Origin of the sequence: Pseudoalteromonas sp. APC 3355, assembly GCF_030407615.1 — a bacterium.
Taxonomy (GTDB): Bacteria; Pseudomonadota; Gammaproteobacteria; order Enterobacterales; family Alteromonadaceae; genus Pseudoalteromonas; species Pseudoalteromonas distincta.
The window spans coordinates 177,362-200,346 of the sequence record NZ_JASDDB010000004.1; the positions used below are offsets into that span (position 1 = coordinate 177,362).

Sequence of the window (22,985 nt, forward strand, 5' to 3'; positions counted from 1 at the left end):
GTCTATATTTTTAGCTTAGTTATCGCAATATTTGGTCCAAAAAGATTTGAAAACTGCAACCTTTACAGAAAAACGCAAATTTATCGTTAAATTGGGTAAAATGCTTCACAAGTATGGTACGCCTGCTTACCGCCTAGAAGCACACCTAATGGAAGTGGCTACATATTTAGGGCTTAAATCGTCGTTTGTTATGTCGCCAACTTCGGTAACGTTTGTTATTTGGACTGATGGCCACGAAGACGAGTACACCCACGTTGCGCGTGTAGACCCTGGCGATCACGATTTAGGCTCACTTGCCGACACCGACGATCTTGTAAACCAAATGCTTGACGACAAGCTAACTTTACAAGAAGTTGACGCCCAGCTAGATGCTATCTACGACATGCCAAACCCATACAATAAACTTGTTACGGGCGTTGCCTTTGCAACTTCTGGTGGTGCGTTTGCCATGTTAATGGGTACTAGCTGGACTGATGTTATTTGGTCATCGCTTCTTACTTTAGTTGTTTATTTGTTTGTGCTTTGGTCTGGGCGCTCAAAACGCGTAGCCCATATGCTTGAGCCATTGGTAGCCATAATATCGGCAATACTTGCATGTGCAGTAAGCGTGTATATAACACCTGAAATAAACATACGCTTGGTGGTACTTTCAGCCATTATTGTATTTATACCCGGTTTAGCACTTGCGCTTGGCTTAGCAGAGCTTGCAGCGCGGCATTTAGTGTCGGGTACAGCAAGAGTCATGGACTCGTTTATGCTGTTATTTAAACTCTATTTTGGCGGTTTTATTGGCATAGGTATTGGCTTTGCACTCTTTGGGCAAGCTGACTTTGTACAACCTGAGCCATTACCAAAGTGGACCGCATGGCTGGCTATATTTTTACTTTGTAGCAGCTTAATCGTTATTTTTAGAACCAAACTTAAGCACGCTGTTTGGTCTATTGCATCAGGGTTTATAGCCTATGGCACCAGTATTGGCTCGGCTATGTACCTTGATTACACGTTAGGTACGTTTGTAGGTGCTTTATCAGTGGGTATATTTAGTAACTTGTTCAACCGTGTTGCTAATGCGCCGGCCTCTATTGTGGCCATGCAAGGCTTAATTGTATTAGTACCAGGTAGCAAAACCTATATTGGCTTAAACTCACTCATTGAAGGCCAAGACTTTATATACGCAGAGCATATAGGCCAGCAAACGTTTTTAATATTTATGTCGCTTGTTGCAGGGCTAATATTTGCAAACGTGGCTCTTCCGCCTAAAAAGAGTTTGTAAGTGATACTGAGCGCTCGCTTTACTTTAATTGAGTAAAGCGAGTAAAACGTTAAACTAAAAACAACTACCAAGTAGCAATTGAGGCCAATGTTAAGTGTTTTAGCTCATTACATTGCACTTGAGTCAAACTCAAAAACCTCATAGTGATTCCAACGTAAAAACAGTTCAGCGCTTTCTAAATAACCTAAACGCTGGATAATAAATCTATCTCAAGCAGCTATTTTCAGCGCTAACTGCGTTGAATTTACTTGCAATAGGCCAGCTATTGACGCGTAAATTCGCCTTGTTTTCACTAAAAATCTCTGGCTAGAGAAAATAAATTTAAATATCACTATAATTCAATATTTTAGTAAATCTCTTAACCAGAGTTCAGGTTAAACACAGATTTATGTCATCACTTGATGGATAGCAAAAATCATCCCAGTGATCACAAAAAACTATCCAAGGTAGGGTTAATGCTGTTTCTTGATCCCAGCAAATTGTTACTGTTTGCGAATCATTTACTAAGCCCTTTAACCATTGGCGTGTTAACTCACTCCCTTGTGTGGAGTCGAATCTTTTTGCTCCAACCGGAAAGTTAATAGGTGTAGTAGCAATTAATGCTCTTGCTTGATCTTCGCTCAACGGAATAAGTTTATTTAGTGTATCTTTAGAAAAATCACTATGGGATGCGCTAATCCAGCGCCATGCTAAAGAAAAGTCTTCAATTTTAATCAACGCTCTATACCTACTTTTATAAACACGTAATTGACTTTTCAATACTATTACAACGCTCTAAATGCCCTATTAATTCTGGGCCTTCGGGGTAGTCAGAGCAATTGCCTATTATAAGGCCTGCTACTTTACCTGCGGGTTCTATTTCTACGTCCATGTATGATGCAAACATAGAGTTGTTTTTGGTTTTGGACCACGTAAAGTGGTAGTAAGTATTGTGTGTACTAAGAAATCTACGATCTGGTTTATTAAACTTACTGGTTGTTGCTGTCAGCAAAGTATTTTTGTTCTTAACAGTAATTTCAGCGCCGCTTATAGCTCAAGACAATGGCCACTCTCTTGTGATTTCGGTAGATATTTCACATTCGCCAAGCACACTAACCTTATCTAAATCAGAAATTATATTTGCGTATTCACTGGTGCGTAAACTGCTTTGCTGAGCTTGAATAAGCCATAAAACAGCCAGCGACAGTAAAACCGATTTCCATTTCATTATTGCTCTGTTCCCTCTATGAGTAGAGGTATTTTATGCGTGTTTTTATTAATTTAATGATAAACCATATATGGTTTTCTATTTCGGTTCAATCACTTACAAACAGCAGCCTTAGCTTATTAATAATAAAAGATGATAGTGAGGATTATTACTTGGCACTTCCCTATTGAGCCAAAATACTCAATAGGGAAGTAACTAACTAGCGTGACCAGTTAGTTTTGGCAAGCTCTATAATTTCGTTTCCTTTGCCGTTTATCAGCGCCTTCATCATGTAAACACTAAAGCCTTTTGCTTGCTCTAATTTGATTTGCGGTGGCATTGAAAGCTCTTGTTTTGCAGTATCGACTTCTAAAACAACAGGTCCTGAGTGGTTCATCATCTCGTTCATTGCCGATGGTAATTTTTCAGGGTCGTCCACATGAATCCCTTTTAAGCCACAGGCCTGTGCAATGTTAGCAAAACTTGGGTTTTCTAAATCAGTATCGCTTGATAAAAATCCACTGGCTTTCATTTCCATAGCCACAAAACTGAGTGAGCGATTATTATAAACAACAATCTTTATTGGTAAATTAAGGTGCTTAAGCGAGATTAAGTCCCCCATTAACATCGAAAAGCCACCATCACCACACATTGCAATGACTTGGCGATCTCTGTCAACAGATTGAACTCCCATTGCCTGCGACATCGCATTTGCCATAGAGCCATGATTAAACGAGCCAATTAAGCGGCGTTTTCCATTCATTGATAAATAACGCGCAGCCCACACTGTTGGCGTACCTACGTCACAAGTAAAAACAGCATCGTCAGCCGCTTGCTCGTTGAGTAAACGTGTTAGGTATTGCGGGTGAATTAAATTTTGCGAGGTTTTGCCGCTGGCTAGTTCATCGAGATCTTTTCGCGATTCTTTATAGTGCTTAACACTCTTTTGTAAATGCGAGTCTGTGCGCTCACCTTCAATATACTCAAGTAATGTGGTCACTGAATTTTTAGTATCCCCTAACACGCCACAGTCAATTTGCACGTGTCGCCCGAGTGACGCAGCCTGATTATCAATTTGTAATATGGTGGTATTTTCAGGATAAAAAGCACGATAAGGAAAACTAGTACCAATCATTAATAACGTATCGGCTTCTTGCATTGCATGATAGCCCGACGCAAAGCCAATAAACCCAGTCATACCAACATCGTAAGGATTGTCGTATTCAATAAATTCTTTACCGCGCATGGCATGCACTATCGGTGCTTGTAATTTTTCGGCTAACGCAACAATTTCGTCGTGGGCATCCTTACAGCCAGCACCACACAATAAGGTTACTTTTTTACTTTTATTAAGATGAGTCGCCATCGCTTCAATATCAGATAAAGCGGGAGTATGTGTTGCTGGCTTTGGCACGTTCCAATTTGGTTTGATAGCTTTAGGCATATCTTTTAATGCAATGTCGCCAGGTAGCACAAGTACACTCACGCCTTTGTTTAATATTGCTTGTCGCATTGCGGTTTCAAGCAGGTACGGCATTTGCTCAGGGCTCGACACCATTTCACAATACACACTGCATTCTTTAAATAATTCTTGCGGATGGGTTTCTTGAAAATAACTACTGCCAATTTCAGATGAAGGAATATGTGCGGCAATTGCTAATACTGGTACATTATTGCGCTGACAATCAAATAAGCCATTAATTAAATGAAGGTTACCTGGCCCGCAAGAACCCGCACACACGGCAAGCTCGCCTGATAAATGGGCTTCGCCACCAGCTGCAAATGCGGCAACTTCTTCATGTCGCGTTCCTAGCCATTCAATTGTTCCCATTTTTCGCAGACTTTCACTAATGCCGTTAAGTGAATCGCCAGTTACTCCCCAAATACGTTTTACGCCCGCTTGTTCGAGGGTTTTAGTGATAAAACTTGCGATATTTTGACTCATAATATAGAACTCCTAAATATTCAGTTATTCTGTAAATTGATTTTTCGCCTCTGCTCTATCAGGTAAGTCATCGTTTCGAAATGCGCTCAATTATTGAGAATCGATAAGCTTAAATATTTTGATAATGATATATATATTACTACTGAGACTTTACTAGCAAACGCTTAGGTTTGCTGCGCCCCCATACTGATACATAAAACATGAATGTCCGCTTTAAAGTGTTTATGAATATGCGGATGCGAGATTTTTAGTGGCTTAACTATGAATATGTTATTATGCGCTCAATTATTTTACTGAATGCTTTTCTCTTACTTCTATGTCAAATTCTGCTTCTTGCTTTACATTATTTTCTCAAAATATTGATGCTCTCGCGCTTCCTGAAAAGTTTACTTTCCCTTTCTATTACGAGCCGCAACCATTAGCTGTAGCAGCCACAAAACAATTACAGCAACAACTTGAAACGTTAACGCATTTAAAAGCAGAAAATGCAGGTAAAATGTTTGGGGTTTTAGTGGTGCAAAATGCTAAGCAACAATTAGGCTTTTTAAGCGCTTATTCGGGACAAATTGAAGGTGATAAAGGCAATATTAGCTTTGTGCCGCCTGTTTCTAGCATGCAACTTCAAGACGATACCTATTTGGCTCAAAGTAAAATAATTAACGATATTAATGCTCAAATTGAGCAATTAGAAAATAGTGAACAACTGCTTGAAGTTAATAGCAAACTTGATGATGCAACACAGAGCTACCAGCAAGCGTTATTAGCTCAACAGGCAGTAATGCAAGCCGGTCGTCAGCAAAGAAAAATACAACGTACTGAAGGCAAATTAGAGCTTAGCGAAAGTGATTTTGAGCAGTTAAAAAATAAGCTTGCAGGGCAAAGCATCGTAGAAAAAAAGCAACTGCTGGCACTTAAAGCCTATTGGCAAAATATAATCGAGTCACTGCAGCAAACACACATCAATATTTCTGATGAAATTACTCATTTAAAAAAACGCCGTAAAACGCTTTCTAAAAGCTTACAAAAAAAGCTATTTGCACAGTACCAATTTTTAAATGCAAATGGTGAAACTACAGATTTAAATGCCATATTTGCAGCATTACCTGAGCACACTCCTCCTTCGGGTGCTGGCGATTGTGCAGCGCCTAAATTATTACAATACGCCTATAAACATGACTTAAAGCCACTTGCTATGGCTGAGTTTTGGTGGGGAGCAGCGCCAAAATCAGCAATTAGGCAGCATAAAAACTACTACCCTTCTTGTTACAGTAAATGCCAACCAATACTTGGGCACATGCTAAAGGGTTTAGATGTTGAAGATAACCCGCTACTTATTAACCCAGCTCAGGGTAAAGATTTAAGTATTGTTTATAAAGATGACGACTTACTTGTGGTAAATAAGCCCGCTGAGTTTTTATCGGTACCTGGCGTTAATATTGATGACTCAGTTTATATGCGAATCAAAACGCAGTTTCCAGAGGCATCAGGCCCACTAATTGTTCACAGATTAGATATGTCGACTTCTGGGTTATTGATGATTGCGCTTAATAAACGCGTGCACAAAGCACTGCAAAAGCAGTTTATTGAACGCACCATAGATAAACGTTATGTCGCATTAGTTAATGGTAACGTAGCTGAGGATAGCGGAGTAATTGATTTGCCCCTAGTGCTCGACTTTGATGATAAACCGCGCCAAATGGTGTGTTACACACACGGTAAGCCATCACTTACTACCTGGCAGGTTTTAGAGCGTAACAACAATATTACCCGATTACAGTTATACCCTAAAACAGGGCGAACTCATCAATTGAGAGTGCATTGTGCGCACAGCTTAGGTTTAAACATGCCAATTATAGGCGACACACATTACGGGCAAAAAGCCGAACGATTACATTTACATGCAGAATACTTAGCATTTACTCACCCTATTACGCTCGAGCGATTAGAGTTTGAAGTAGCCGCTGATTTTTAATAAAACACTTTGCTATAACAGCTATATTATTCAATGTGTTGGTTTTTATTAAATTTAATTGATATTGTTTGTGGTCTTTTTCTTCAATGATGAGTATAAAAAAGCTGTTCAAACCCAAGTTTATTAAGCACTGTGAATAAGTATTTCAATAATAAAAATAAGTCAGCAAAGGATTAACATGGCTAACAATACACAAATAAAGATTTTAGGTAATGCTTTATGGGCAAAGTATATTGTTCTCATTTTATTTTTACTTTTTAGTAAACTTGCCTCAGCTAAGGGCGACTCATTAAGTGCAACTTTACATGCGCTAGACTTTGACACGACTCAAGTCCTGATCAACAACATAAAACTGAATGAATTAGACTATCTTCAAAATGGAGACAAACTCACTCAAGCGTTTAAAATAAGCAAAGATCAAAATTGGAAAAAACTTCATTTAGAAGCGGCCGCTTTGTATGCGGAGTTACTTTTTAGACAAGAAAAATACGCAGCGTTAAACACTCACTTATCCTATTACTTGAAGAACAAAGAGTTACCAAACCAAAAAAGTGTATATTTATTATTTCTCGAATCACAACTCAAGTCTCTAGCGAGGGATGCAAACCCAGCTCCAGCACACACGCTAGCCACAAAATTAGAAGAGAGCTTGCAACAGCATTCATCTAAAGGAAAAATTATTATTTTACGAGCACTTGCTTACTATTACACCGATACAGACGCATTGAAAAAGACCCTAAATGTTGCACTAGAGGGGCTAGAATTAGCATTAAAAGATGACGATTCAGCATCTCAGGGATACTTTTTTAGAAAAATAGCCGATGCATATAATTATCTAAACGAAAAAGACAAAGCCATATATTATGCAAAAAAAGCGGTTGCGGCATATGAGCAAACACAAGATGGGCTTTTTACTGCAAAAGCATATTGGAGTTTAGGCAATATATTGCTCGAGATAAAAAAACCTAAAGATGCCTTAATATACCTAGACAAAGCATTGTTCTACTTTAAAAAAGCTAATATGCAAAAAGGCTTAACCTTTGCCCAATACTCAATTGCTAGCATTGAGTACTTACAAGCAAACTACGATAAAGCTTTAACTTTAACTAAAGAAAACATTGAACTTGCTCGTTCTGCAGGTGTACACGACATGCAACTCGCATCGCTCATTTTGTTAGCTGACATATATATAAAACTAGATTTACTAGATCAAGCAAATGAAGTAAACGATGAGGTATTTTTAAACTTAGATAAGTTCAGCCGCAGTATTTATAAAGCCGATTTTTTAAGTAAACGCTATGAGCTAAAGCGACGCCTTAACTACACTGACGAGGCTTTTGAAGCAATTGAACAAAAGCTCCTTTATACAAAAAAACACTACGAAGCTACCAGTGAAAGTAATATAAAAACACTACAGGTACAGTTTGAAGTAAAAGAAAAAGAAGAAAAAATACAGCAACTAGAGTACGCAAAAGACATTAGTGAACTACAAGCTAAAGAAGAGTACCAACAAAAAATAATTTGGCGACTCAGCGCTGCTATAGCGTTTATTTTAGTGATTGCTTCATTATTTTTATTTTATAGGCAAGCTCGACAACGTCAAAAATATCACGATATTTCATTAACAGATTATCTAACAAATAGCCCTAATCGCAGAGGAATAATGCTCGCCGCAGAAGCAAAGCTTGATGAAGGTAAAATGACGATAGCAATTGTTGACTTAGACTACTTTAAAAAAGTTAACGACCAATTTGGTCACGATGTTGGAGATTTAGTTCTTATTGCCTTTGCAAAGGCTGCAAAAGAAACACTAAGTGGTGACCATCAGTTTGGCCGCTACGGCGGCGAAGAATGGTTGTTTGCACTAAATTCGGTTGACGAACTAGCTATTCGAGATATATTTGACCAGCTCGCCACTAGGTTTACCGAGCATTGTAGTAATATAAAAGACCTTCCTAGTAATACACAAATCACTTTTAGTGTGGGAGCCTCTGTAAGTAACCCTTTAAAAAGCACACTAGATGTTCTTATTAAGCATGCAGATAAATTACTTTATAAAGCAAAAGAAAACGGAAGAAACCAAGTCGTTGTTGATTAAATAAACACAGCTAAAAGTACTTGCTCAGTTAATTGACTAAAGTCCATCTAAAACCATCTGTTTAATTTTATGTGCTTTTACAAAATGATCTAATTTATGGGTGTGTATCCACCAAGTAGCAGCTTCCATAAGTAGCTCTGGGTCGTCGTTTTTATTAGCAAAAAATGCATAAAAAGAAAGCCCTACATTTTCGCCTTTAGCTGCTATTTTTTTATCGCACACGGTAATTATTTTTGCTCTTAGTTCTTCCCTCATACATACCTTATTTAATTATATTTTTACTATTAAAATACGCCATTTAAAAAGCTAACGATTAGCTGTAAAAGGCTTCTATCAACCAAGCCATGATTCTCAAGCTCTTTATTAGGCGTATTTACTTTTGCAGCTTTGCATTCATTATCTAATGTCTCATTTTTACGTGTATCGGTTTCGTATGCAATATCTGCTTGGTCCATACATTTTGCCGAGCCTGCATAAGGCTGCGCCGCACAAGCGCTTAGTAATAAAAAAAGTGAAATTGCTATCAACAATTGCTTCATAACTAATCCTATTTTTACGCAAATTATTTACTTTAAATTACAGCTGCAAGTTAGCCTATTTACTTTTCTACCACCATTGCAAAAAATTCAAAAAAGAACGTACCGATGGCATCAAAAAAAGTGTCATTTTTTTCATCCTTTTTAATTTGTGCGCTAATGCATTGATTGTAAACCTGTGAGCTTGTTTGAGCGCCATTTCGATCAACCATTTCAGCCTCTTCAATGCATAAGTTAGGGTCAGAACGCGGGGCTGTACTACATGCACTCAGTAAAGCGCGCAGTAGTAATGCGGCGACGGGGCTTTTTATGTTCATCCTTAAACTATCCTATTAAGTTAACGTGCTACCTGCATTTATGTGTGAGGGTAATATATGGGTTGTACCCAAATAACACTGACACTTTATCACTGCTATAAAATAAACAACCAGTAAATATTTGTAAGGTTCTGTAGGAATTTATACTCACTTTTATAATTGGTCTGCGCGAAAGCCTGAAATTATTGCATTCATATCACTGTAAAATTTACAGTGATAGCAGCCTAAAAATAAAAAACCAATATAAATTCATTAAAATACAATAACTTAATATTTGGCATTTAGTTTGCTAGTTAATGATATAAGCAAATAAATTGTAAAAGGACTAGTTATGAATATTTTTGAAGCACTACGTCACGACCATGATAAACAACGAGAATTGGTAGATGAACTTATTCAAACACACGGCGACACAGAGCAGCGCCACACGCTAATGGATGAGCTAAAAACAGAATTAGAACAACACGCAAAATTTGAAGAACGTTACTTTTATAACCCACTTATGTTTGATGACTTAACTCATGAAAAAGCGCGCCACAGCGTAGCTGAACATCACGAAATTGATGAATTAATTGAACAACTTGAAGATACCGAAATGAGCTCGTCTGCATGGTTAGTTGCAGCTAAAAAGCTACACCATTTGGTACACCATCATTTAAGTGAAGAAGAACACGAAGTGTTTCAATTAGCGGGTAAAGCACTTACCGAAGGGCAAAAAGAGAGCCTTGCTGAGCAATACAACGACGCTATGCATTAGTTGCATAACATGCAAACCGACTTCCACACACTCCCTGTGTACTTATTGGTTATAAGCCTTATGGCTTATAACCAATTTTTTTATTTTTAAACCTATATGCTAACTCTTCTCTAGCAATGGTGCTTCTGTCGGATCAAAAATTCGATACGCCACTAGCTTTAAACCATCGTTAATAAAAAACCACACCAAAGCATATGCCCACACAGCAAGTGCCCAGCCCCATCCTAGTGGGGTCATAAACACACCATAAACAGCAATAAGTGTTGCTATAACTTGCGTGCCAAATACGGCGACCATTAATATAGCAGACGGTTTAATAGACCAAAATGGACCTCGGGTACGCGCTAAAAATATAGTCAAATGCCCTGCTACAGAAAGTAATAAGTACATTAATGTTTGAAGATGAGGACGGTCGAGTTCAAATACTTTATCTCCTAAGTAAAATAAACCAAAGGCTGCAATTGGCCCTAGAATTCCCAGCACAGATGCAATACTTAAAACGAGCCGCATATTCCATGTTTCGGGCTTATTTTGATAATGTACATTGTCGTATGCAATTGACAAAATGGCGGCATCGTTAAGTAAAGCAAGCATTACAATCATGACTGCTGTTAACGGATAAAAGTTAAAAATTAATATCGCCATTGTCATAAAAAGTAATACGCGCAGAGTTTCAGCAACCCTGTAAATAGCGTAACTGTTCATGCGTTGAAATATTTTTCGGCTTTCTTTAACTGCATCAATTATAACCGACAAGCCATCGGTCATTAATACGATTGATGCTGCTGAACGCGCTGCATCTGTAGCGCCCGATACAGCAATACCACAGTCAGCTTTTTTAAGTGCTGGCGCATCATTTACGCCATCTCCTGTCATACCAACAATGTGCCCTCTATGCTGAAGCACATCAATAATATGGTATTTATGCTCAGGAAATACTTGTGCGAATCCGTCAGCACTCTCAATAGAGTCATCTAACTGCGTTGTTTGGTGATGCTCAGTTGCACCAAATCCACTAGCATCAAGAATGTTTGTCCCTAAACCCAGTTTACTTGCAGTTTCGCGCGCAATGGCCACTTGATCGCCCGTGACCATTTTAACGCTCATACCCATTTCTTTTGCATCGGCAATGGTTTGTATTGCTTCTTCACGCGGTGGATCAAAAAGCGGCAATACGCCTATAAATTGCCATTTACCTTGCTCGTCTGTTTTAGCAACCGCTAAAGAGCGAAACCCACGCGCTGCAAATTCATCTATCGATGCCTCAACTGCAGTTTTAACTGCTTCAATATTAACCGACAAAGCTAAAATAACCTGCGGTGCACCTTTGGTCACTTTAAACGTTTTACCATCAGCATTTTTAACAATTGCTTCAGTACGTTTGCTCACAGGATCAAATGGCTGAAAATGCTCTATATGATAAGAATCTAGATGCTGCTCAGCTTTTACACTTTGTAATACTGCTAAGTCAATCGGATCGTTATTTTCTGAGCGAGATGCTAATGCCGCGTACAATATAACTTGCTCAGCAGAGCCTTTATTTATTGAGTTTTCGATATAAAACGGGTCACCTAATGTTAATAGGTTTTGTGTCAATGTGCCGGTTTTATCGGAACAAAGAATATCAACACCCGCTAGCTCTTCAATTGCAGCTAAACGTGTTACAACCACTTGCTTTTTAGCCAATAAACGAGCGCCCACAGCCATAGTAACTGATAGCACTGTTGGCATGGCGACTGGTATTGCCGCAACGGTTAATACGAGTGCAAACTGCAATGTGGTGATCATTGGATCATCGCGAAACAAAGCAACAATAACTATAAGCAGTACTAAAGCCGCAGCAAGCATTATTAAATAATTACCAATTTTAAGCACTGCTCGCTGAAAATGACTTGCAGTTCGCTCCCCTTGAACTAACTGTGCTGTTTTACCAAAAAAGGTATTAGCGCCGGTTGCGTAAACTATTGCTTCTATTTCCCCTTGGCGAATAATAGAGCCCGAATAAACAGTTTCACCCGCCGACTTTACAACTGGTAACGACTCCCCCGTAAGAGATGATTGATCGACTTCTACGGGATCACCATTTAGCAAACGCGCATCTGCAGGCACTATATCCCCCATCCGCATTCTAATAACATCACCTGGGACAAGTTCGCTGGCATTTAAATTTTGCCACTGAGTATCGCGGCGAACGCGTGCTTTGTTAGCTAATTTTGCTTTTAATGCAGCAATTGCATTACCCGCTTGGTGCTCTTCCCAAAAGCCAACCAATACGTTAGACAGCAATAATACAAGAATAATAAAAAAATCAGCCCAGTGCTTAGCAAGCGCCGATAGAATAATAGCAGCCTCGATCATCCAAGGTATTGGTCCCCAAAAGTAAGATAAAAATTTGATTAGTAGGTTTGTTTTTTCTTCAACTAGTTCGTTAGGTCCATATTGTGCCAATCTTTGTGTGGCATCAGTTTGGCTTAACCCGTCGGATGATGTTTTTAGCTTTGCTTGTAATTGTGCTAAATCGAGCTTGCTCAATTCATCGCAACTTTGACCATGTGAAAACTTGTTTGCTGAACGATTTGATGACTGATGCACTGACGAAATTTTAACCTTTTCCATACGAGCCTTCTATACAACATTGAGTTGAATAACTTGAGGTAATTAAAACCTACTAACCGTATAGCTAACATAAACTAAAGCTGTCGATATTGTTCTTACAAATATATTAACTTTGATCTAACGCAATATTTAGGATGAAATAATATAAAAAGGATTATTTTTAGAAGATGACAAAGAGGTTGGATTATTAAAATAAGTGCTCAAAGGCTATACATTGGACTGAAATAGTAAATAACTCAGCCCAATGTATTTTTAGCTATAACCTTAAGGGTATGGCTATTGTTTTATTACTTTACAGTAAATTTCACGTCTTGATCGCGTAATAAGTAAAGTGCAAAACACGCAGCCCACATTGGCCATGCAGTAAAGAATAATAAGTTATTAAAGCCATCTATGTACTGGTTGTACGAAGAAAGCGTAGATAAGCCATGCATTACAAAAATGATACCGTACGTTATACGCTTTTTAATACCGGCTAAAAACGCTAAAACAAGCACTAACTGCACCGCACCAATAATGTAAGCCACTATGTCTGTAGAGCCACTAATACCGTAAAAATGTTCAAAAATACGTGCGCTATGCCCAGGATTAACAAACTTATCGAATGTCCACATAACCATTACAATAAACACGCCTAAACGCAAAGATAAAAGTGACCACTGCAAACGGTTTTGCACATCAGAATTCATTGAACCTGTCATAAAATTTCCTTAAATGAATATTAATAAACGTAGAAGTAACCTAGACCGTATAAGTTGTTTTTTATTTCAAAAAATTTCAAAAATTTTTGATTAAATTCATTAGTTAAGCCATGCAGTACTAAAAGAGAAGCTTATTTAAGTAATTTAAAAAATGCTGCATAAAAGTTAACAAGTTTAAAATGTTAGTAGGTTGAAAGTAGTCTATAATTAATAAATCTTATTAAAAGCAATTATTTATGCTTAATTAAATACAGTTACTCTATTAACATTTTATCGACTAATAAAACAATAGTACTTAATTACCAACTTTATAATGCATCTGTTTTGTTATGTTCTAAAAAAACAAAAAGAATCAAAATTTTACTGAAAGTTATTTTTAATCCTTTCGGTCTTTATCGCCAACAACATTTTAACCGTAGAGAGAAAACGTTTGAAACACGCATATTTAGCACTTTCCCTAGCCACTATATTAAATACACCACTTAATGCTTTTGCAGCCGAAGAATCAAAAACAGCAAAAGAAGACGCAATTGAGCGTATTGAAGTGGCAGGCCAAGTTATTAAATCTCAAGGTCTTTCGGTTAAAAATGCCACTGTAGACGGCCCTTTTGGCGACAACTTAGCTCTACAAGATATAGCCCGATCAGTAACACCAATTTCAAGCGAGTTAATAGAACAACTCAATATTACGACTTTACAAGATGTACTTGCAGTAAGTCCTAATACCTATTCAGCCAGTGGTTTTGGCGCACCTAGTTTACCTACTATTCGTGGGCAACTAGGTGAGCTTTTCCAAGATGGTACACGCCGCCAAGCAGGTAATAATGGCTTTGGTGTGCCGTTATCGTTCAACTCTATAGAACAAATAGATGTAGTAAAAGGCGCGCCACCGGTATTATTTGGTTCAAGCCAACGCAACGGTGGTTTTGTAAACTTACATTCTAAAAAAGCATCAACTGACGACAGTAAAGGCAAAGCAACGGTATCTGCAGGACGATGGGATCAGTACAGTGTTTTAGTTGATTACAGTGCACCTATAGTAAAAGACAAAGTAGGCTTTAGAGTAAGCGCTGAACACATTGATAACGGCAGCTACTACGACTTTTCGGGCACGAAAAGCGACAGCCTATATGCAGCACTTAGGGTGTTACCTGATGACAAGAGCAGCTGGGATATTAACTTTGAGTTATACCAAGTTGAATTTACCGATAACGCAGGTATTAACCGCCCTACTCAAGCGCTAATAGATGATGGCCTTTATATTACCGGCCAAGGCGTACAAGCAAATGGCAGTACAGTTCCAGCGGCAGGTTCAATAATCTCACCAACTGGGCAAGTAAAAATAGACCGTAGTACAGTACTTACCGACCCTGACAATCAAAACGAAGCCACTACTTATTTACTACACAGTATTTATAAGCGTGAACTTTCAAACAACGCATCAATAAAAAACATTACGTATTTTCAGCACTTACAACGCGAAGAAATTGCACAAAATAGCTTTGTTGAAATTATAGATGGTGCCGATACCGCGCAAAACCGTACCGAACTGACTTACCAATGGAGCAACGAACAGCAAACAATTTTTGCTTTTGATGTGCGTTACAACCGCGTGCTAGGCTACAGCCAATTTACAACAGAAGCCGACTTACCTATTGATTTAACTGGCCCAGTATCAAATCGCCGCATTCCTTTAACTGATGCACAACAAGCGCGTTTAATTGAAATTAGTCCAGGTGTATTTGTATCCCCTGGTGGTCAATACGATATTAATAACGATGGCAGCGGCGACTTTAACTTATCAGACACTACCGATTCGCGCTCATGGCAAACGGGTTTTGCTATTCAGCAAGATTCAGATTGGACAGATAAGTTTCATACAAGTGTTGGTTACCGCATTGATTTTTATGACGTAGACGCGCACGACCCAATAGCACCAGAGGGTGAAATTGCAGCTCGCGATAGCATTAACGATAAGCTACATTCGGGGCAAGTAAGCTTTAACTACCGATTAAATGGTGATTACACCACTTATGGTGCAGCAAGTTACAACGAAGCCACATCAAATAGTATGGCTGGCGGCACGTCTCTTGGTGGCGACAACACGATTAGCGCACAAAACTTTTCAACCGAAAATACCTTAGTTGAATTTGGTTTGAAATACGCACCAACCGACAGTGATTGGTACGCCGATGGAGCAGTATTCAGCCAACGTCGTAGTTTACGTAATCGCGATGGTAGTAATACCGGCATTCGTACTACCGGCTTTGAAAGCCAAATATTTTATGATGCTTACCCTTATTGGTTAAGTGCCGGCTACAGCTATATTGACGCTCGCTACGATAATTCTGCAAGTAGCCAAGATTCAGCTCAAGTCGCTGATGCATTTGACAACTCACGTCCAGATATTATTGCAGGTACCAGTGTTGGCGCACCTAGCTTTACCGCTTTTGCACCTTCAAACACCCGTGTACAGGGCATCCCTGAGCAATCTTTCAGCTTTAACGGAAATTATTCAATTAATTCGAAATGGCAAACGGGTTTTTCAGGTCTATATACAAAGAGTTACCCATTAGACTTTTTGGCGACAGTAAAAATTCGTGATCAATACACACTAAACGTAAATACTAGCTATGCTTTTACGCCTAGTACCAAGTTACGATTAGATGTAAACAACGTGACGAATCAAAAAAACTGGCGCCCAGTATTTGAAGGCGGTTACTTTGGTGCAACTTTAGCTTTTCCTGAGTTGCCAATTAACGCCAAGCTTACGCTTACCCATAATTTTTAAAGACAAGTTTGAAAGAGAGAGAACATGATTAAAAAAATATTTCTATTATTGATTGCAGCGGCCGCCGTCGGTCTGTTCTTTCATTTTGACTTACACCAACTACTTACGCTTGATGGCTTAAAAGGATCGATGGATCAGTTTAACCAATACAAAGAGCAGTCACCATTACTAGTTATTGGTGGGTTCTTTTTACTATACGTAGTAGTAACTGCTCTCTCTTTACCAGGCGCCGCTATTTTAACACTTGCCGCAGGTGCATTGTTTGGCTTAGTTGAAGGCTTATTGGTTGCATCTTTTGCCTCAACTATTGGCGCAACACTTGCCTTTTTAGTATCGCGTTACTTACTACGTGACACTATTAAGCAACGTTTTCCTGAGCGCTTAGCCGCCATTGATGCAGGCGTTGAAAAAGAAGGTGGATTTTACTTATTTACCCTTCGTTTAGTGCCGGTGTTTCCGTTCTTTTTAATTAACTTACTAATGGGTGTTACTTCAATAAAGTCATGGACTTACTACTGGGTAAGCCAAGCAGGTATGCTCGCCGGTACATTTGTATTTGTTAACGCAGGTACACAACTGGCGCAAATAGAGAGCTTATCTGGAATTTTATCATTCAACTTAATCTTATCATTCGCTTTATTGGGTATATTCCCATTCATTGCAAAAGGAATCTTAAACGTGTTTAAAAAACGTCGCGTATACAAAAACTACACTAAGCCTAAAAAATTCGACCGTAACATGATTGTTATTGGCGCAGGCGCAGGTGGTTTGGTAACAAGTTATATAGCCGCTGCTGTTAAAGCAAAAGTAACCCTTATTGAAGCGGGCGAAATGGGCGGAGACTGTTTAAACTATGGTTGTGTTCCAAGTAAAGCAGTCATTAAAAGCGCTAAAATTGCAGAACAAATTCGCCATGGTGAAAACTACGGCCTAGAAAATGCGACACCGCAGTTTTCGTTCAAAAAAGTAATGGCACGTGTACACAAAGTAATTGCAGATGTAGCACCACACGACAGTGTTGAGCGCTACACAGACTTAGGCGTAGATGTTGTAAAAGGCTACGGTAAATTAATCGACCCGTGGACTGTAGAAATTAAACTTAACGACGGTGGCACGCAAACACTCACGGCACGCACTATTGTTATTGCCACTGGCGCACGCCCATTTGTACCGCCACTACCTGGTATTGAAGAAACAGGCTATGTAACCAGCGATACGTTGTGGAATAAATTTGCAGAGCTAGATGAGGCACCTAAAAAACTTGTAGTACTTGGTGGTGGTCCAATTGGTAGCGAATTAGCACAAAGCTTTGCACGTTTAGGTTCAAGCGTTACGCAAATTGAAATGGCGGAGCGCATCATGATCAAAGAAGATCTTGAAGTGTCTACTTTTGCTCACGAAGCGTTAACCGAAAGTGGCGTTAATATTTTAACATCGCACCAAGCACTTCGCTGTGAAGCTCGCGATGGTAAAAAATATATTGTTGTTAAACATAACGACAAAGAAATAGATATTGAATACGACGAGCTATTATGTGCCGTTGGTAGAAGTGCACGCCTTAAAGGTTACGGTCTTGAAGAGCTAGGCATTGAAACAAACCGCACGGTAGTAACTAACGAATACCTAGAAACACTCTACCCTAATATTTTTGCAGCAGGCGATATTGTAGGTCCATACCAGTTTACACATGTGGCAGCCCATCAGGGTTGGTACGCAGCGGTAAATGGCTTATTTGGTCACCTTAAAAAGTTTAAAGTAGATTACCGTGTTATTCCGTGGACTACGTTTATTGACCCAGAAGTAGCACGTGTTGGCTTAAACGAGCAAGACGCAAAAGACAAAGGCATAGATTACGAAATTACTCGCTTTGAATTTGAAGAGCTAGACCGTGCAATTACCGACAGCGCTACAAAAGGCTTTATTAAAGTGATTACACCCAAAGGCAAAGACAAAATATTGGGTGTTACTGTAGTATCTGAACACGCTGGCGATTTAATTGCTGAGTTTGTACTGGCAATGAAACACGGCTTAGGTCTTAACAAAATACTCGGTACTATACACAGCTACCCTACTTGGGCTGAAGGTAACAAATACGCAGCAGGTGAGTGGAAACGCGCTCATGCACCTGAAAAAGTGCTTAACTTGCTTGAAAAATACCACACTTGGCGTCGAGGTTAATTATGTTTAAAACACCTCTAAAAGCATTGCTACTTGGTTCGGCTTTAGTTGTAACATCGTTTGCAACGTCATTTTCGGCTCAAGCCCAAAACATGCACGATAGCTGGAATGCATTATTAAATAAGCATGTTGTCGCTATTAATCATAATCACAGTACTGAGGTTGATTACGCTGCTATAAAACGTGAACATGCACAGCTAAAAACGTATTTAGATTCGTTAACGGCTGTAACGCAAAGCGAATTTGACGCGTGGGAAAAGCCTAAGCAACTCGCTTTTTTAATCAATGCTTATAATGCGTGGACTGTTGAACTTATATTGACTAAGTATCCAGATCTTAAATCAATTAAAGACTTAGGGAGCTTTTTTAGCTCACCATGGAGTAAAGAGTTTGTGCCATTACTTGGCAAAACTCGCAGCCTTGATGATATAGAGCATGGTTTAATACGTGGCAGCGGTAAATACAACGACCCACGCATTCACTTTGCAGTAAATTGCGCGAGTATTGGTTGCCCAGCGCTTCGAGAAGAAGCCTATACAGCCACTGATTTAGAGAGCCAACTGCAAGAGCAAACAGTGCGCTTTTTATCAGATATGACACGCAATATGGCTCAAGAAAATACGCTAAGCGTGTCTTCAATATTTAAATGGTACGGCGATGACTTTGAAAAAGGTTTTAGAGGTGCAAACACGCTACAGCAATTTTTCCTGCAATATAGCGATGCACTTAAACTGATACCCGCTCAGCAAAAAGCACTTAAAAATGATGACATGAAAGTTAAATTTTTAGACTATAACTGGGATTTAAATGTTCGCCATTAAGTTTTGGCAAACACTGGCGCGATACAGCTTTTGCTGTGTCGCGTTTTGCGTTTGTGCAATCGCAAATTTAGCTGCTTTTTCGAGCACTGCGTTTGCTAATACCGTTATTAACTCAAATAGTAAAAGTAATTTAGTAATAAACACACAACAGCAATCTCGCTGGCAACAAGTTCAAACACTTGGTCGCAATCAAGATGTATACTTTTATGCATGGGGCGGCGACGCGCAAATAAATGCTTATATTCAATGGGCAGCGCAGCAAGTTAAAACTAAGTACAACATTAACCTGGTACATGTAAAATTAAGTGACACCAGCGAAGCAGTAAGCCGTGTACTTGCCGAAAAATCAGCAAACAATAACAACCAAGGCAGCGTAGATTTAATGTGGATCAACGGGGCTAACTTTGCCACCATGAGTGAGCACTCTCTGCTTTTAAAGCAATGGGCAAATAAACTCCCCTACTTTGCATTAACCGATCCGGCTAATAACCCTGCTGTAACATTTGATTTTGGTTTACCTACCAATGGGATGGAGGCGCCATGGGGGCAAGCGTCACTTACGTTTTATTACGACAGCATTGCAATAAATGGTAAGGCAAACAATAAATTGCCGATGACATTAAACGAATTATTAAACTGGAGCGCACAAAACCCTGGTCGCTTTAGTTACCCAAAGCCGCCTGACTTTTTAGGTATGAGCTTTTTAAAATACGCCTTAGTTGTGCTGCATAAGCACAGCAGCGAAAACATTAAAGCACAGCTAAACCAACCAGCTACAACTAAAAATACGGCGCAAGTGTTAAATCCACTGTGGGACTTTTTAGATAAACTACACCCAACTCTTTGGCGTGCTGGCACTCATTTTATGCAAAGTGGTGCTCAAATGCGCCGCCTTGTGGACGATACAGAGTTGAGTTTAGCCTTTACTTTTTCTGCACCTGAAGTACCCGCAGCTGTAAAACGCTATGATTTACCAAACAGCATTCGCAGTTACGCAATGAGTGATGGCAGTTTAAGTAATACCCATTTTGTGGCAATCCCTTACAATGCAAGCCACCAGCAAAGTGCGCAATTAGTGGCTAATTTTTTACTCAGCCCTGAGGCGCAAGCTCAAAAACAAAAAGCGCATATATGGGGCGATAAAAGCGTACTTATTCAATCAACGTTAACGCCTGATCAGCAAGCCTTATTTAAAACAGCTAAACCACATCCAAGTGCGCTGCCTTTAAACAGTATTAAACGCACATTGAGCGAACCTCATCCAAGCTGGGTAAACGCCATTATGCAAGGTTGGCAAACTCGTTATGGAGTAAGCCAATGAGTGTTATTTCAAAAAGTGTACCGATTAATACCAAAGCAACAACGCAGTGCAGCACCGATATGTTTACGCGCATTGTAAAATTTAGCCCGCGATTTTTACTCGCTTTACTTATACTACCCGTACTTGGTGGCTTAATTAGCGTATTGCTGCCTGCCTTTGGTTATGCGCCCGTACTTGAGCAAACTACATTTAGCTTGCAAGGTTTTAATGCCCTTTGGCAAACACCTGGCCTTACTCAAATGGTTACCTTAAGCGTTGCAACGGGCTTAATAAGTACTCTGCTTGCATTTATCATTACTTTAATGATTTTAGCTGCGTTTTTTAATAGCCCGTGGCTTAACCGAATTCAGCGTTTATTGAGCCCTATATTAGTGATACCTCATGCCGCCGCGGCTATTGCAGTAGGGTTTTTAATTGCCCCTTCAGGTATGATTTCACGCTTAGCGTCGCCTTGGTTAAGCGGCTGGGAACTTGCGCCAAACGGCATGTTTCCGCATGATTCGTTTGGTATTAGTATTATTTTAGGCTTAACACTAAAAGAGCTTCCCTTTTTATTACTAATGGCACTGGGCGTACTTGCTCAACCTGAGCTTGGCAAAAAATTACGCCAACAACATAAGGTTGCGCTTAACTTGGGTTATTGCCCAATGACCGCCTTTTTTAAAGTAATACTGCCAAGCCTTTATCCGCTGCTGCGTTTGCCCCTTTTAGCGGTGCTTGCCTATGCAAGTGCCAGTGTAGAAATGCCACTCATTTTAGGCCCAAATACACCACCCACGTTGGCCGTTGCAATAATGCATTGGTTTAACGATGTTGATTTAAACCTGCGCATTAAAGCCTCTGCAGGTGCTTTATTACAGCTGGCTGTTACAGGCAGTTTGTTAGCGCTTTGGCTTGGCGCAGAAAAGGCCGTAAAAGTGCTATTTAGCGACTCTCTCACTAATGGAGTGCGCGAATATGGCGGATTTTATTGGCAAAAAATAACGGTCGTACTCACCACATTAGTAATTAGCTTTATATTGTTGTCGCTTATTGGTTTAGTTATGTGGTCGGTTGCAGGTTTTTGGCGCTTTCCAGATGTAATGCCTGAGCAATTTACACTACTGCATTTTAAAAGTGCGCTGATGCAAATGGGCAGCCCGCTTATTAATACGCTAGCAATCGGTTTAGTAACCACACTATTTGCCATTATTCTTACTTTATTGTGTTTAGAATCAGAGCAATTGAGTGACAAACCTATTTCTCGTTTTACCAGTTTAATTATTTACTTACCGTTATTAGTACCCAGTATTGCCTTTTTGTTTGGGCTAGTATGGATACAACAATTGGTAAATAACCAAGCCGCATTTTTTAATGTGGTACTTACGCATTTACTGTTTGTGTTGCCTTACGTGTTTTTGTCACTTGCCAGCAGTTATAGGCGCTTAGACCCTCGTTTTGCTCATGTTGCAGCAAGCCTAGGCGCAGCGCCATGCAAGGTGTTTTTTAAAGTAAAACTACCTCAGTTGTTTGCCCCTATTTTAATTGCAGCCGCACTGGGCTTAGCTATTAGTTTTGGACAATACCTCCCCACGCTTTTAGCTGGCGGCGGGCGCATAGCCACAATAACAACCGAAGCCGTTACGCTTGCCAATGGCGCAAGCAGACGCACCAGTGCCGTGTACGCTATTATGCAAATGGCGTTGCCGCTTATTGGATTTATACTGGCATGGGGTTTACCTAAATATTTTTTCAAAAGTGCACGTGTTTAAAGTACGCAAGTTTAAAAGTGCACATATTTAAAGCACCCATGTTTAACACTATCAGGGTTAAGGTTTTTTAATGCAGTCATCGTTACAGATTAAAAATTGTCAGCTTTATCGCCAAAATGAGCTGCTACTTAGCTTAAACGAGCAAGTTAATGGCGGTGAAATTCTGACTATTATGGGCCCATCAGGCAGTGGTAAATCAAGCTTATTAAATTGGCTTACGGGTACTTTACCAAGTAGCTTTAAGGCCAATGGAGAGGTGTGGCTTAATGGTCAAAATATCGATAACACCCCTCCACACTTGCGCCATATTGGAGTGCTCTATCAAGACGCTTTATTGTTTTCGCACTTAACTGTTGCTGGTAACATTGCCTTTGCAATGCCCAAAGGTAATAAAAAACAACGCCTTGAAAAAATAGAACACGCACTTGAGCAAGTAGGTCTTAAAGATATGGGCAATCGCCACCCCGATAACTTGTCGGGCGGGCAGCAAGCCCGTGTTGCATTATTACGTATGCTGCTGAGCGAACCTAAAGCCATTTTACTCGACGAACCCTTTAGCAAACTCGACACCCAACTGCGTGTTGATACACGCGAACTCGTGTTTAGCCAAATACGCGATCATAAGCTACCTGCAATTATGGTAACTCATGACCATAGCGACGCCGACGCTGCAAATGGCAAACTCATAACTTTAAGTAGCGCACTTTAAATACATAGCTTTA

The 22,985-nt window shown here is 39.6% G+C and carries 19 protein-coding genes; 10 read left to right on the forward strand and 9 right to left on the reverse strand.

All coding sequences use genetic code 11. The features are described from left to right. Window positions 1-46 precede the first annotated feature (46 nt). Window positions 47-1,273 carry a threonine/serine exporter family protein gene (locus QMA08_RS08940; RefSeq protein ID WP_002960134.1) on the forward strand — a complete coding sequence of 409 codons (1,227 nt, stop codon included), beginning with the start codon at window positions 47-49 and terminating at the stop codon, window positions 1,271-1,273. A 369-nt stretch (window positions 1,274-1,642) separates the two neighbouring features. Here the strand turns inward: QMA08_RS08940 and QMA08_RS08945 are convergent, their stop codons facing one another. The 4 genes from QMA08_RS08945 to poxB all read right to left on the reverse strand — a co-directional run bounded on the left by QMA08_RS08945 (window position 1,643) and on the right by poxB (window position 4,404). Next, window positions 1,643-1,990 (reverse strand): hypothetical protein, encoded by a 348-nt coding sequence (locus QMA08_RS08945; protein ID WP_290174237.1) that lies wholly within the window; start codon window positions 1,988-1,990, stop codon window positions 1,643-1,645. A gap of 16 nt (window positions 1,991-2,006) precedes the next feature. Next, window positions 2,007-2,159, reverse strand: a complete 153-nt coding sequence (locus tag QMA08_RS08950) for a hypothetical protein (RefSeq protein ID WP_290174238.1) — start codon at window positions 2,157-2,159, stop codon at window positions 2,007-2,009. 147 nt (window positions 2,160-2,306) lie between these two features. Beyond that, window positions 2,307-2,480 (reverse strand): hypothetical protein, encoded by a 174-nt coding sequence (locus tag QMA08_RS08955; RefSeq protein WP_290174239.1) that lies wholly within the window; start codon window positions 2,478-2,480, stop codon window positions 2,307-2,309. Window positions 2,481-2,679: 199 nt separating this feature from the next. Next, window positions 2,680-4,404 (reverse strand): ubiquinone-dependent pyruvate dehydrogenase, encoded by a 1,725-nt coding sequence (gene poxB / locus QMA08_RS08960; protein ID WP_290174240.1) that lies wholly within the window; start codon window positions 4,402-4,404, stop codon window positions 2,680-2,682. Window positions 4,405-4,720: 316 nt separating this feature from the next. Between poxB and QMA08_RS08965 the strand changes: the two genes are divergently transcribed. Together QMA08_RS08965 and QMA08_RS08970 are read left to right on the forward strand one after the other, a co-directional pair. Next, window positions 4,721-6,376 carry an RluA family pseudouridine synthase gene (locus QMA08_RS08965; RefSeq protein WP_290174241.1) on the forward strand — a complete coding sequence of 552 codons (1,656 nt, stop codon included), beginning with the start codon at window positions 4,721-4,723 and terminating at the stop codon, window positions 6,374-6,376. Between the two features lie 178 nt (window positions 6,377-6,554). Further along, window positions 6,555-8,474: a GGDEF domain-containing protein gene (locus QMA08_RS08970; protein ID WP_290174242.1), complete on the forward strand. Its 1,920-nt coding sequence runs from the start codon at window positions 6,555-6,557 to the stop codon at window positions 8,472-8,474. Window positions 8,475-8,510: 36 nt separating this feature from the next. Here QMA08_RS08970 and QMA08_RS08975 read toward each other — a convergent pair whose 3' ends face one another. From QMA08_RS08975 to QMA08_RS08985, 3 genes are read right to left on the reverse strand one after another with little or no spacing between them, the layout of a single operon-like run. After that, on the reverse strand, window positions 8,511-8,729 hold the full coding sequence (locus QMA08_RS08975) for a DUF6500 family protein (protein WP_007377212.1): 219 nt from the start codon (window positions 8,727-8,729) through the stop codon (window positions 8,511-8,513). Window positions 8,730-8,758: 29 nt separating this feature from the next. Further along, the gene (locus QMA08_RS08980) at window positions 8,759-9,013 is read right to left on the reverse strand and encodes a hypothetical protein (protein ID WP_290174243.1); all 255 of its coding nucleotides are present in this window, start codon (window positions 9,011-9,013) and stop codon (window positions 8,759-8,761) included. 59 nt (window positions 9,014-9,072) lie between these two features. Continuing rightward, entirely contained in the window at window positions 9,073-9,327 is a 255-nt protein-coding gene (locus tag QMA08_RS08985; protein WP_290174244.1) for a hypothetical protein, read from the reverse strand. A gap of 331 nt (window positions 9,328-9,658) precedes the next feature. On the opposite strand from QMA08_RS08985, the gene QMA08_RS08990 reads away from it, so the two are divergent. Then, entirely contained in the window at window positions 9,659-10,084 is a 426-nt protein-coding gene (locus QMA08_RS08990) for a hemerythrin domain-containing protein (RefSeq protein WP_290174245.1), read from the forward strand. 99 nt (window positions 10,085-10,183) lie between these two features. Here QMA08_RS08990 and QMA08_RS08995 read toward each other — a convergent pair whose 3' ends face one another. Together QMA08_RS08995 and QMA08_RS09000 are read right to left on the reverse strand one after the other, a co-directional pair. After that, complete coding sequence (locus tag QMA08_RS08995) at window positions 10,184-12,700, reverse strand: plasma-membrane proton-efflux P-type ATPase (protein ID WP_290174246.1); 2,517 nt, start codon at window positions 12,698-12,700, stop codon at window positions 10,184-10,186. A 287-nt stretch (window positions 12,701-12,987) separates the two neighbouring features. Then, window positions 12,988-13,401, reverse strand: coding sequence for a hypothetical protein (locus QMA08_RS09000; RefSeq protein WP_002960120.1), 414 nt, complete (start codon window positions 13,399-13,401; stop codon window positions 12,988-12,990). A gap of 430 nt (window positions 13,402-13,831) precedes the next feature. Between QMA08_RS09000 and QMA08_RS09005 the strand changes: the two genes are divergently transcribed. The 6 genes from QMA08_RS09005 to QMA08_RS09030 all read left to right on the forward strand — a co-directional run bounded on the left by QMA08_RS09005 (window position 13,832) and on the right by QMA08_RS09030 (window position 22,972). Beyond that, complete coding sequence (locus tag QMA08_RS09005) at window positions 13,832-16,192, forward strand: TonB-dependent receptor (protein ID WP_290174247.1); 2,361 nt, start codon at window positions 13,832-13,834, stop codon at window positions 16,190-16,192. Window positions 16,193-16,216: 24 nt separating this feature from the next. Continuing rightward, window positions 16,217-18,370 carry a bifunctional TVP38/TMEM64 family protein/FAD-dependent oxidoreductase gene (locus QMA08_RS09010; protein WP_039488400.1) on the forward strand — a complete coding sequence of 718 codons (2,154 nt, stop codon included), beginning with the start codon at window positions 16,217-16,219 and terminating at the stop codon, window positions 18,368-18,370. Window positions 18,371-18,372: 2 nt separating this feature from the next. Beyond that, window positions 18,373-19,191, forward strand: a complete 819-nt coding sequence (locus QMA08_RS09015) for a DUF547 domain-containing protein (RefSeq protein ID WP_002960116.1) — start codon at window positions 18,373-18,375, stop codon at window positions 19,189-19,191. Then, entirely contained in the window at window positions 19,178-20,512 is a 1,335-nt protein-coding gene (locus QMA08_RS09020) for an ABC transporter substrate-binding protein (RefSeq protein ID WP_290174248.1), read from the forward strand. Before QMA08_RS09015 ends, QMA08_RS09020 begins: the two co-directional genes overlap by 14 nt. Then, window positions 20,509-22,263 carry an ABC transporter permease subunit gene (locus QMA08_RS09025; protein ID WP_290174249.1) on the forward strand — a complete coding sequence of 585 codons (1,755 nt, stop codon included), beginning with the start codon at window positions 20,509-20,511 and terminating at the stop codon, window positions 22,261-22,263. The genes QMA08_RS09020 and QMA08_RS09025 overlap by 4 nt, the downstream gene beginning before the upstream one ends. A 70-nt stretch (window positions 22,264-22,333) precedes the next feature. Beyond that, window positions 22,334-22,972, forward strand: a complete 639-nt coding sequence (locus tag QMA08_RS09030; protein ID WP_008165767.1) for an ATP-binding cassette domain-containing protein — start codon at window positions 22,334-22,336, stop codon at window positions 22,970-22,972. Window positions 22,973-22,985: the final 13 nt, after the last annotated feature.

Excerpts from the sequence above, each read along its gene's own strand:
- QMA08_RS08970 (WP_290174242.1), top strand. The coding sequence starts at position 6,555 with ATGGCTAACAATACACAAATAAAGATTTTAGGTAATGCTTTATGGGCA.
- QMA08_RS08990 (WP_290174245.1), top strand. The coding sequence starts at position 9,659 with ATGAATATTTTTGAAGCACTACGTCACGACCATGATAAACAACGAGAA.
- QMA08_RS09000 (WP_002960120.1), bottom strand. The coding sequence starts at position 13,401 with ATGACAGGTTCAATGAATTCTGATGTGCAAAACCGTTTGCAGTGGTCA.
- QMA08_RS08950 (WP_290174238.1), bottom strand. The coding sequence starts at position 2,159 with ATGTTTGCATCATACATGGACGTAGAAATAGAACCCGCAGGTAAAGTA.
- QMA08_RS08980 (WP_290174243.1), bottom strand. The coding sequence starts at position 9,013 with ATGAAGCAATTGTTGATAGCAATTTCACTTTTTTTATTACTAAGCGCT.
- QMA08_RS09015 (WP_002960116.1), top strand. The coding sequence starts at position 18,373 with ATGTTTAAAACACCTCTAAAAGCATTGCTACTTGGTTCGGCTTTAGTT.
- QMA08_RS09030 (WP_008165767.1), top strand. The coding sequence starts at position 22,334 with ATGCAGTCATCGTTACAGATTAAAAATTGTCAGCTTTATCGCCAAAAT.
- QMA08_RS09025 (WP_290174249.1), top strand. The coding sequence starts at position 20,509 with ATGAGTGTTATTTCAAAAAGTGTACCGATTAATACCAAAGCAACAACG.
- QMA08_RS08985 (WP_290174244.1), bottom strand. The coding sequence starts at position 9,327 with ATGAACATAAAAAGCCCCGTCGCCGCATTACTACTGCGCGCTTTACTG.
- poxB (WP_290174240.1), bottom strand. The coding sequence starts at position 4,404 with ATGAGTCAAAATATCGCAAGTTTTATCACTAAAACCCTCGAACAAGCG.
- QMA08_RS09020 (WP_290174248.1), top strand. The coding sequence starts at position 19,178 with ATGTTCGCCATTAAGTTTTGGCAAACACTGGCGCGATACAGCTTTTGC.
- QMA08_RS08975 (WP_007377212.1), bottom strand. The coding sequence starts at position 8,729 with ATGAGGGAAGAACTAAGAGCAAAAATAATTACCGTGTGCGATAAAAAA.
- QMA08_RS09010 (WP_039488400.1), top strand. The coding sequence starts at position 16,217 with ATGATTAAAAAAATATTTCTATTATTGATTGCAGCGGCCGCCGTCGGT.
- QMA08_RS08955 (WP_290174239.1), bottom strand. The coding sequence starts at position 2,480 with ATGAAATGGAAATCGGTTTTACTGTCGCTGGCTGTTTTATGGCTTATT.
- QMA08_RS08965 (WP_290174241.1), top strand. The coding sequence starts at position 4,721 with ATGTCAAATTCTGCTTCTTGCTTTACATTATTTTCTCAAAATATTGAT.
- QMA08_RS08995 (WP_290174246.1), bottom strand. The coding sequence starts at position 12,700 with ATGGAAAAGGTTAAAATTTCGTCAGTGCATCAGTCATCAAATCGTTCA.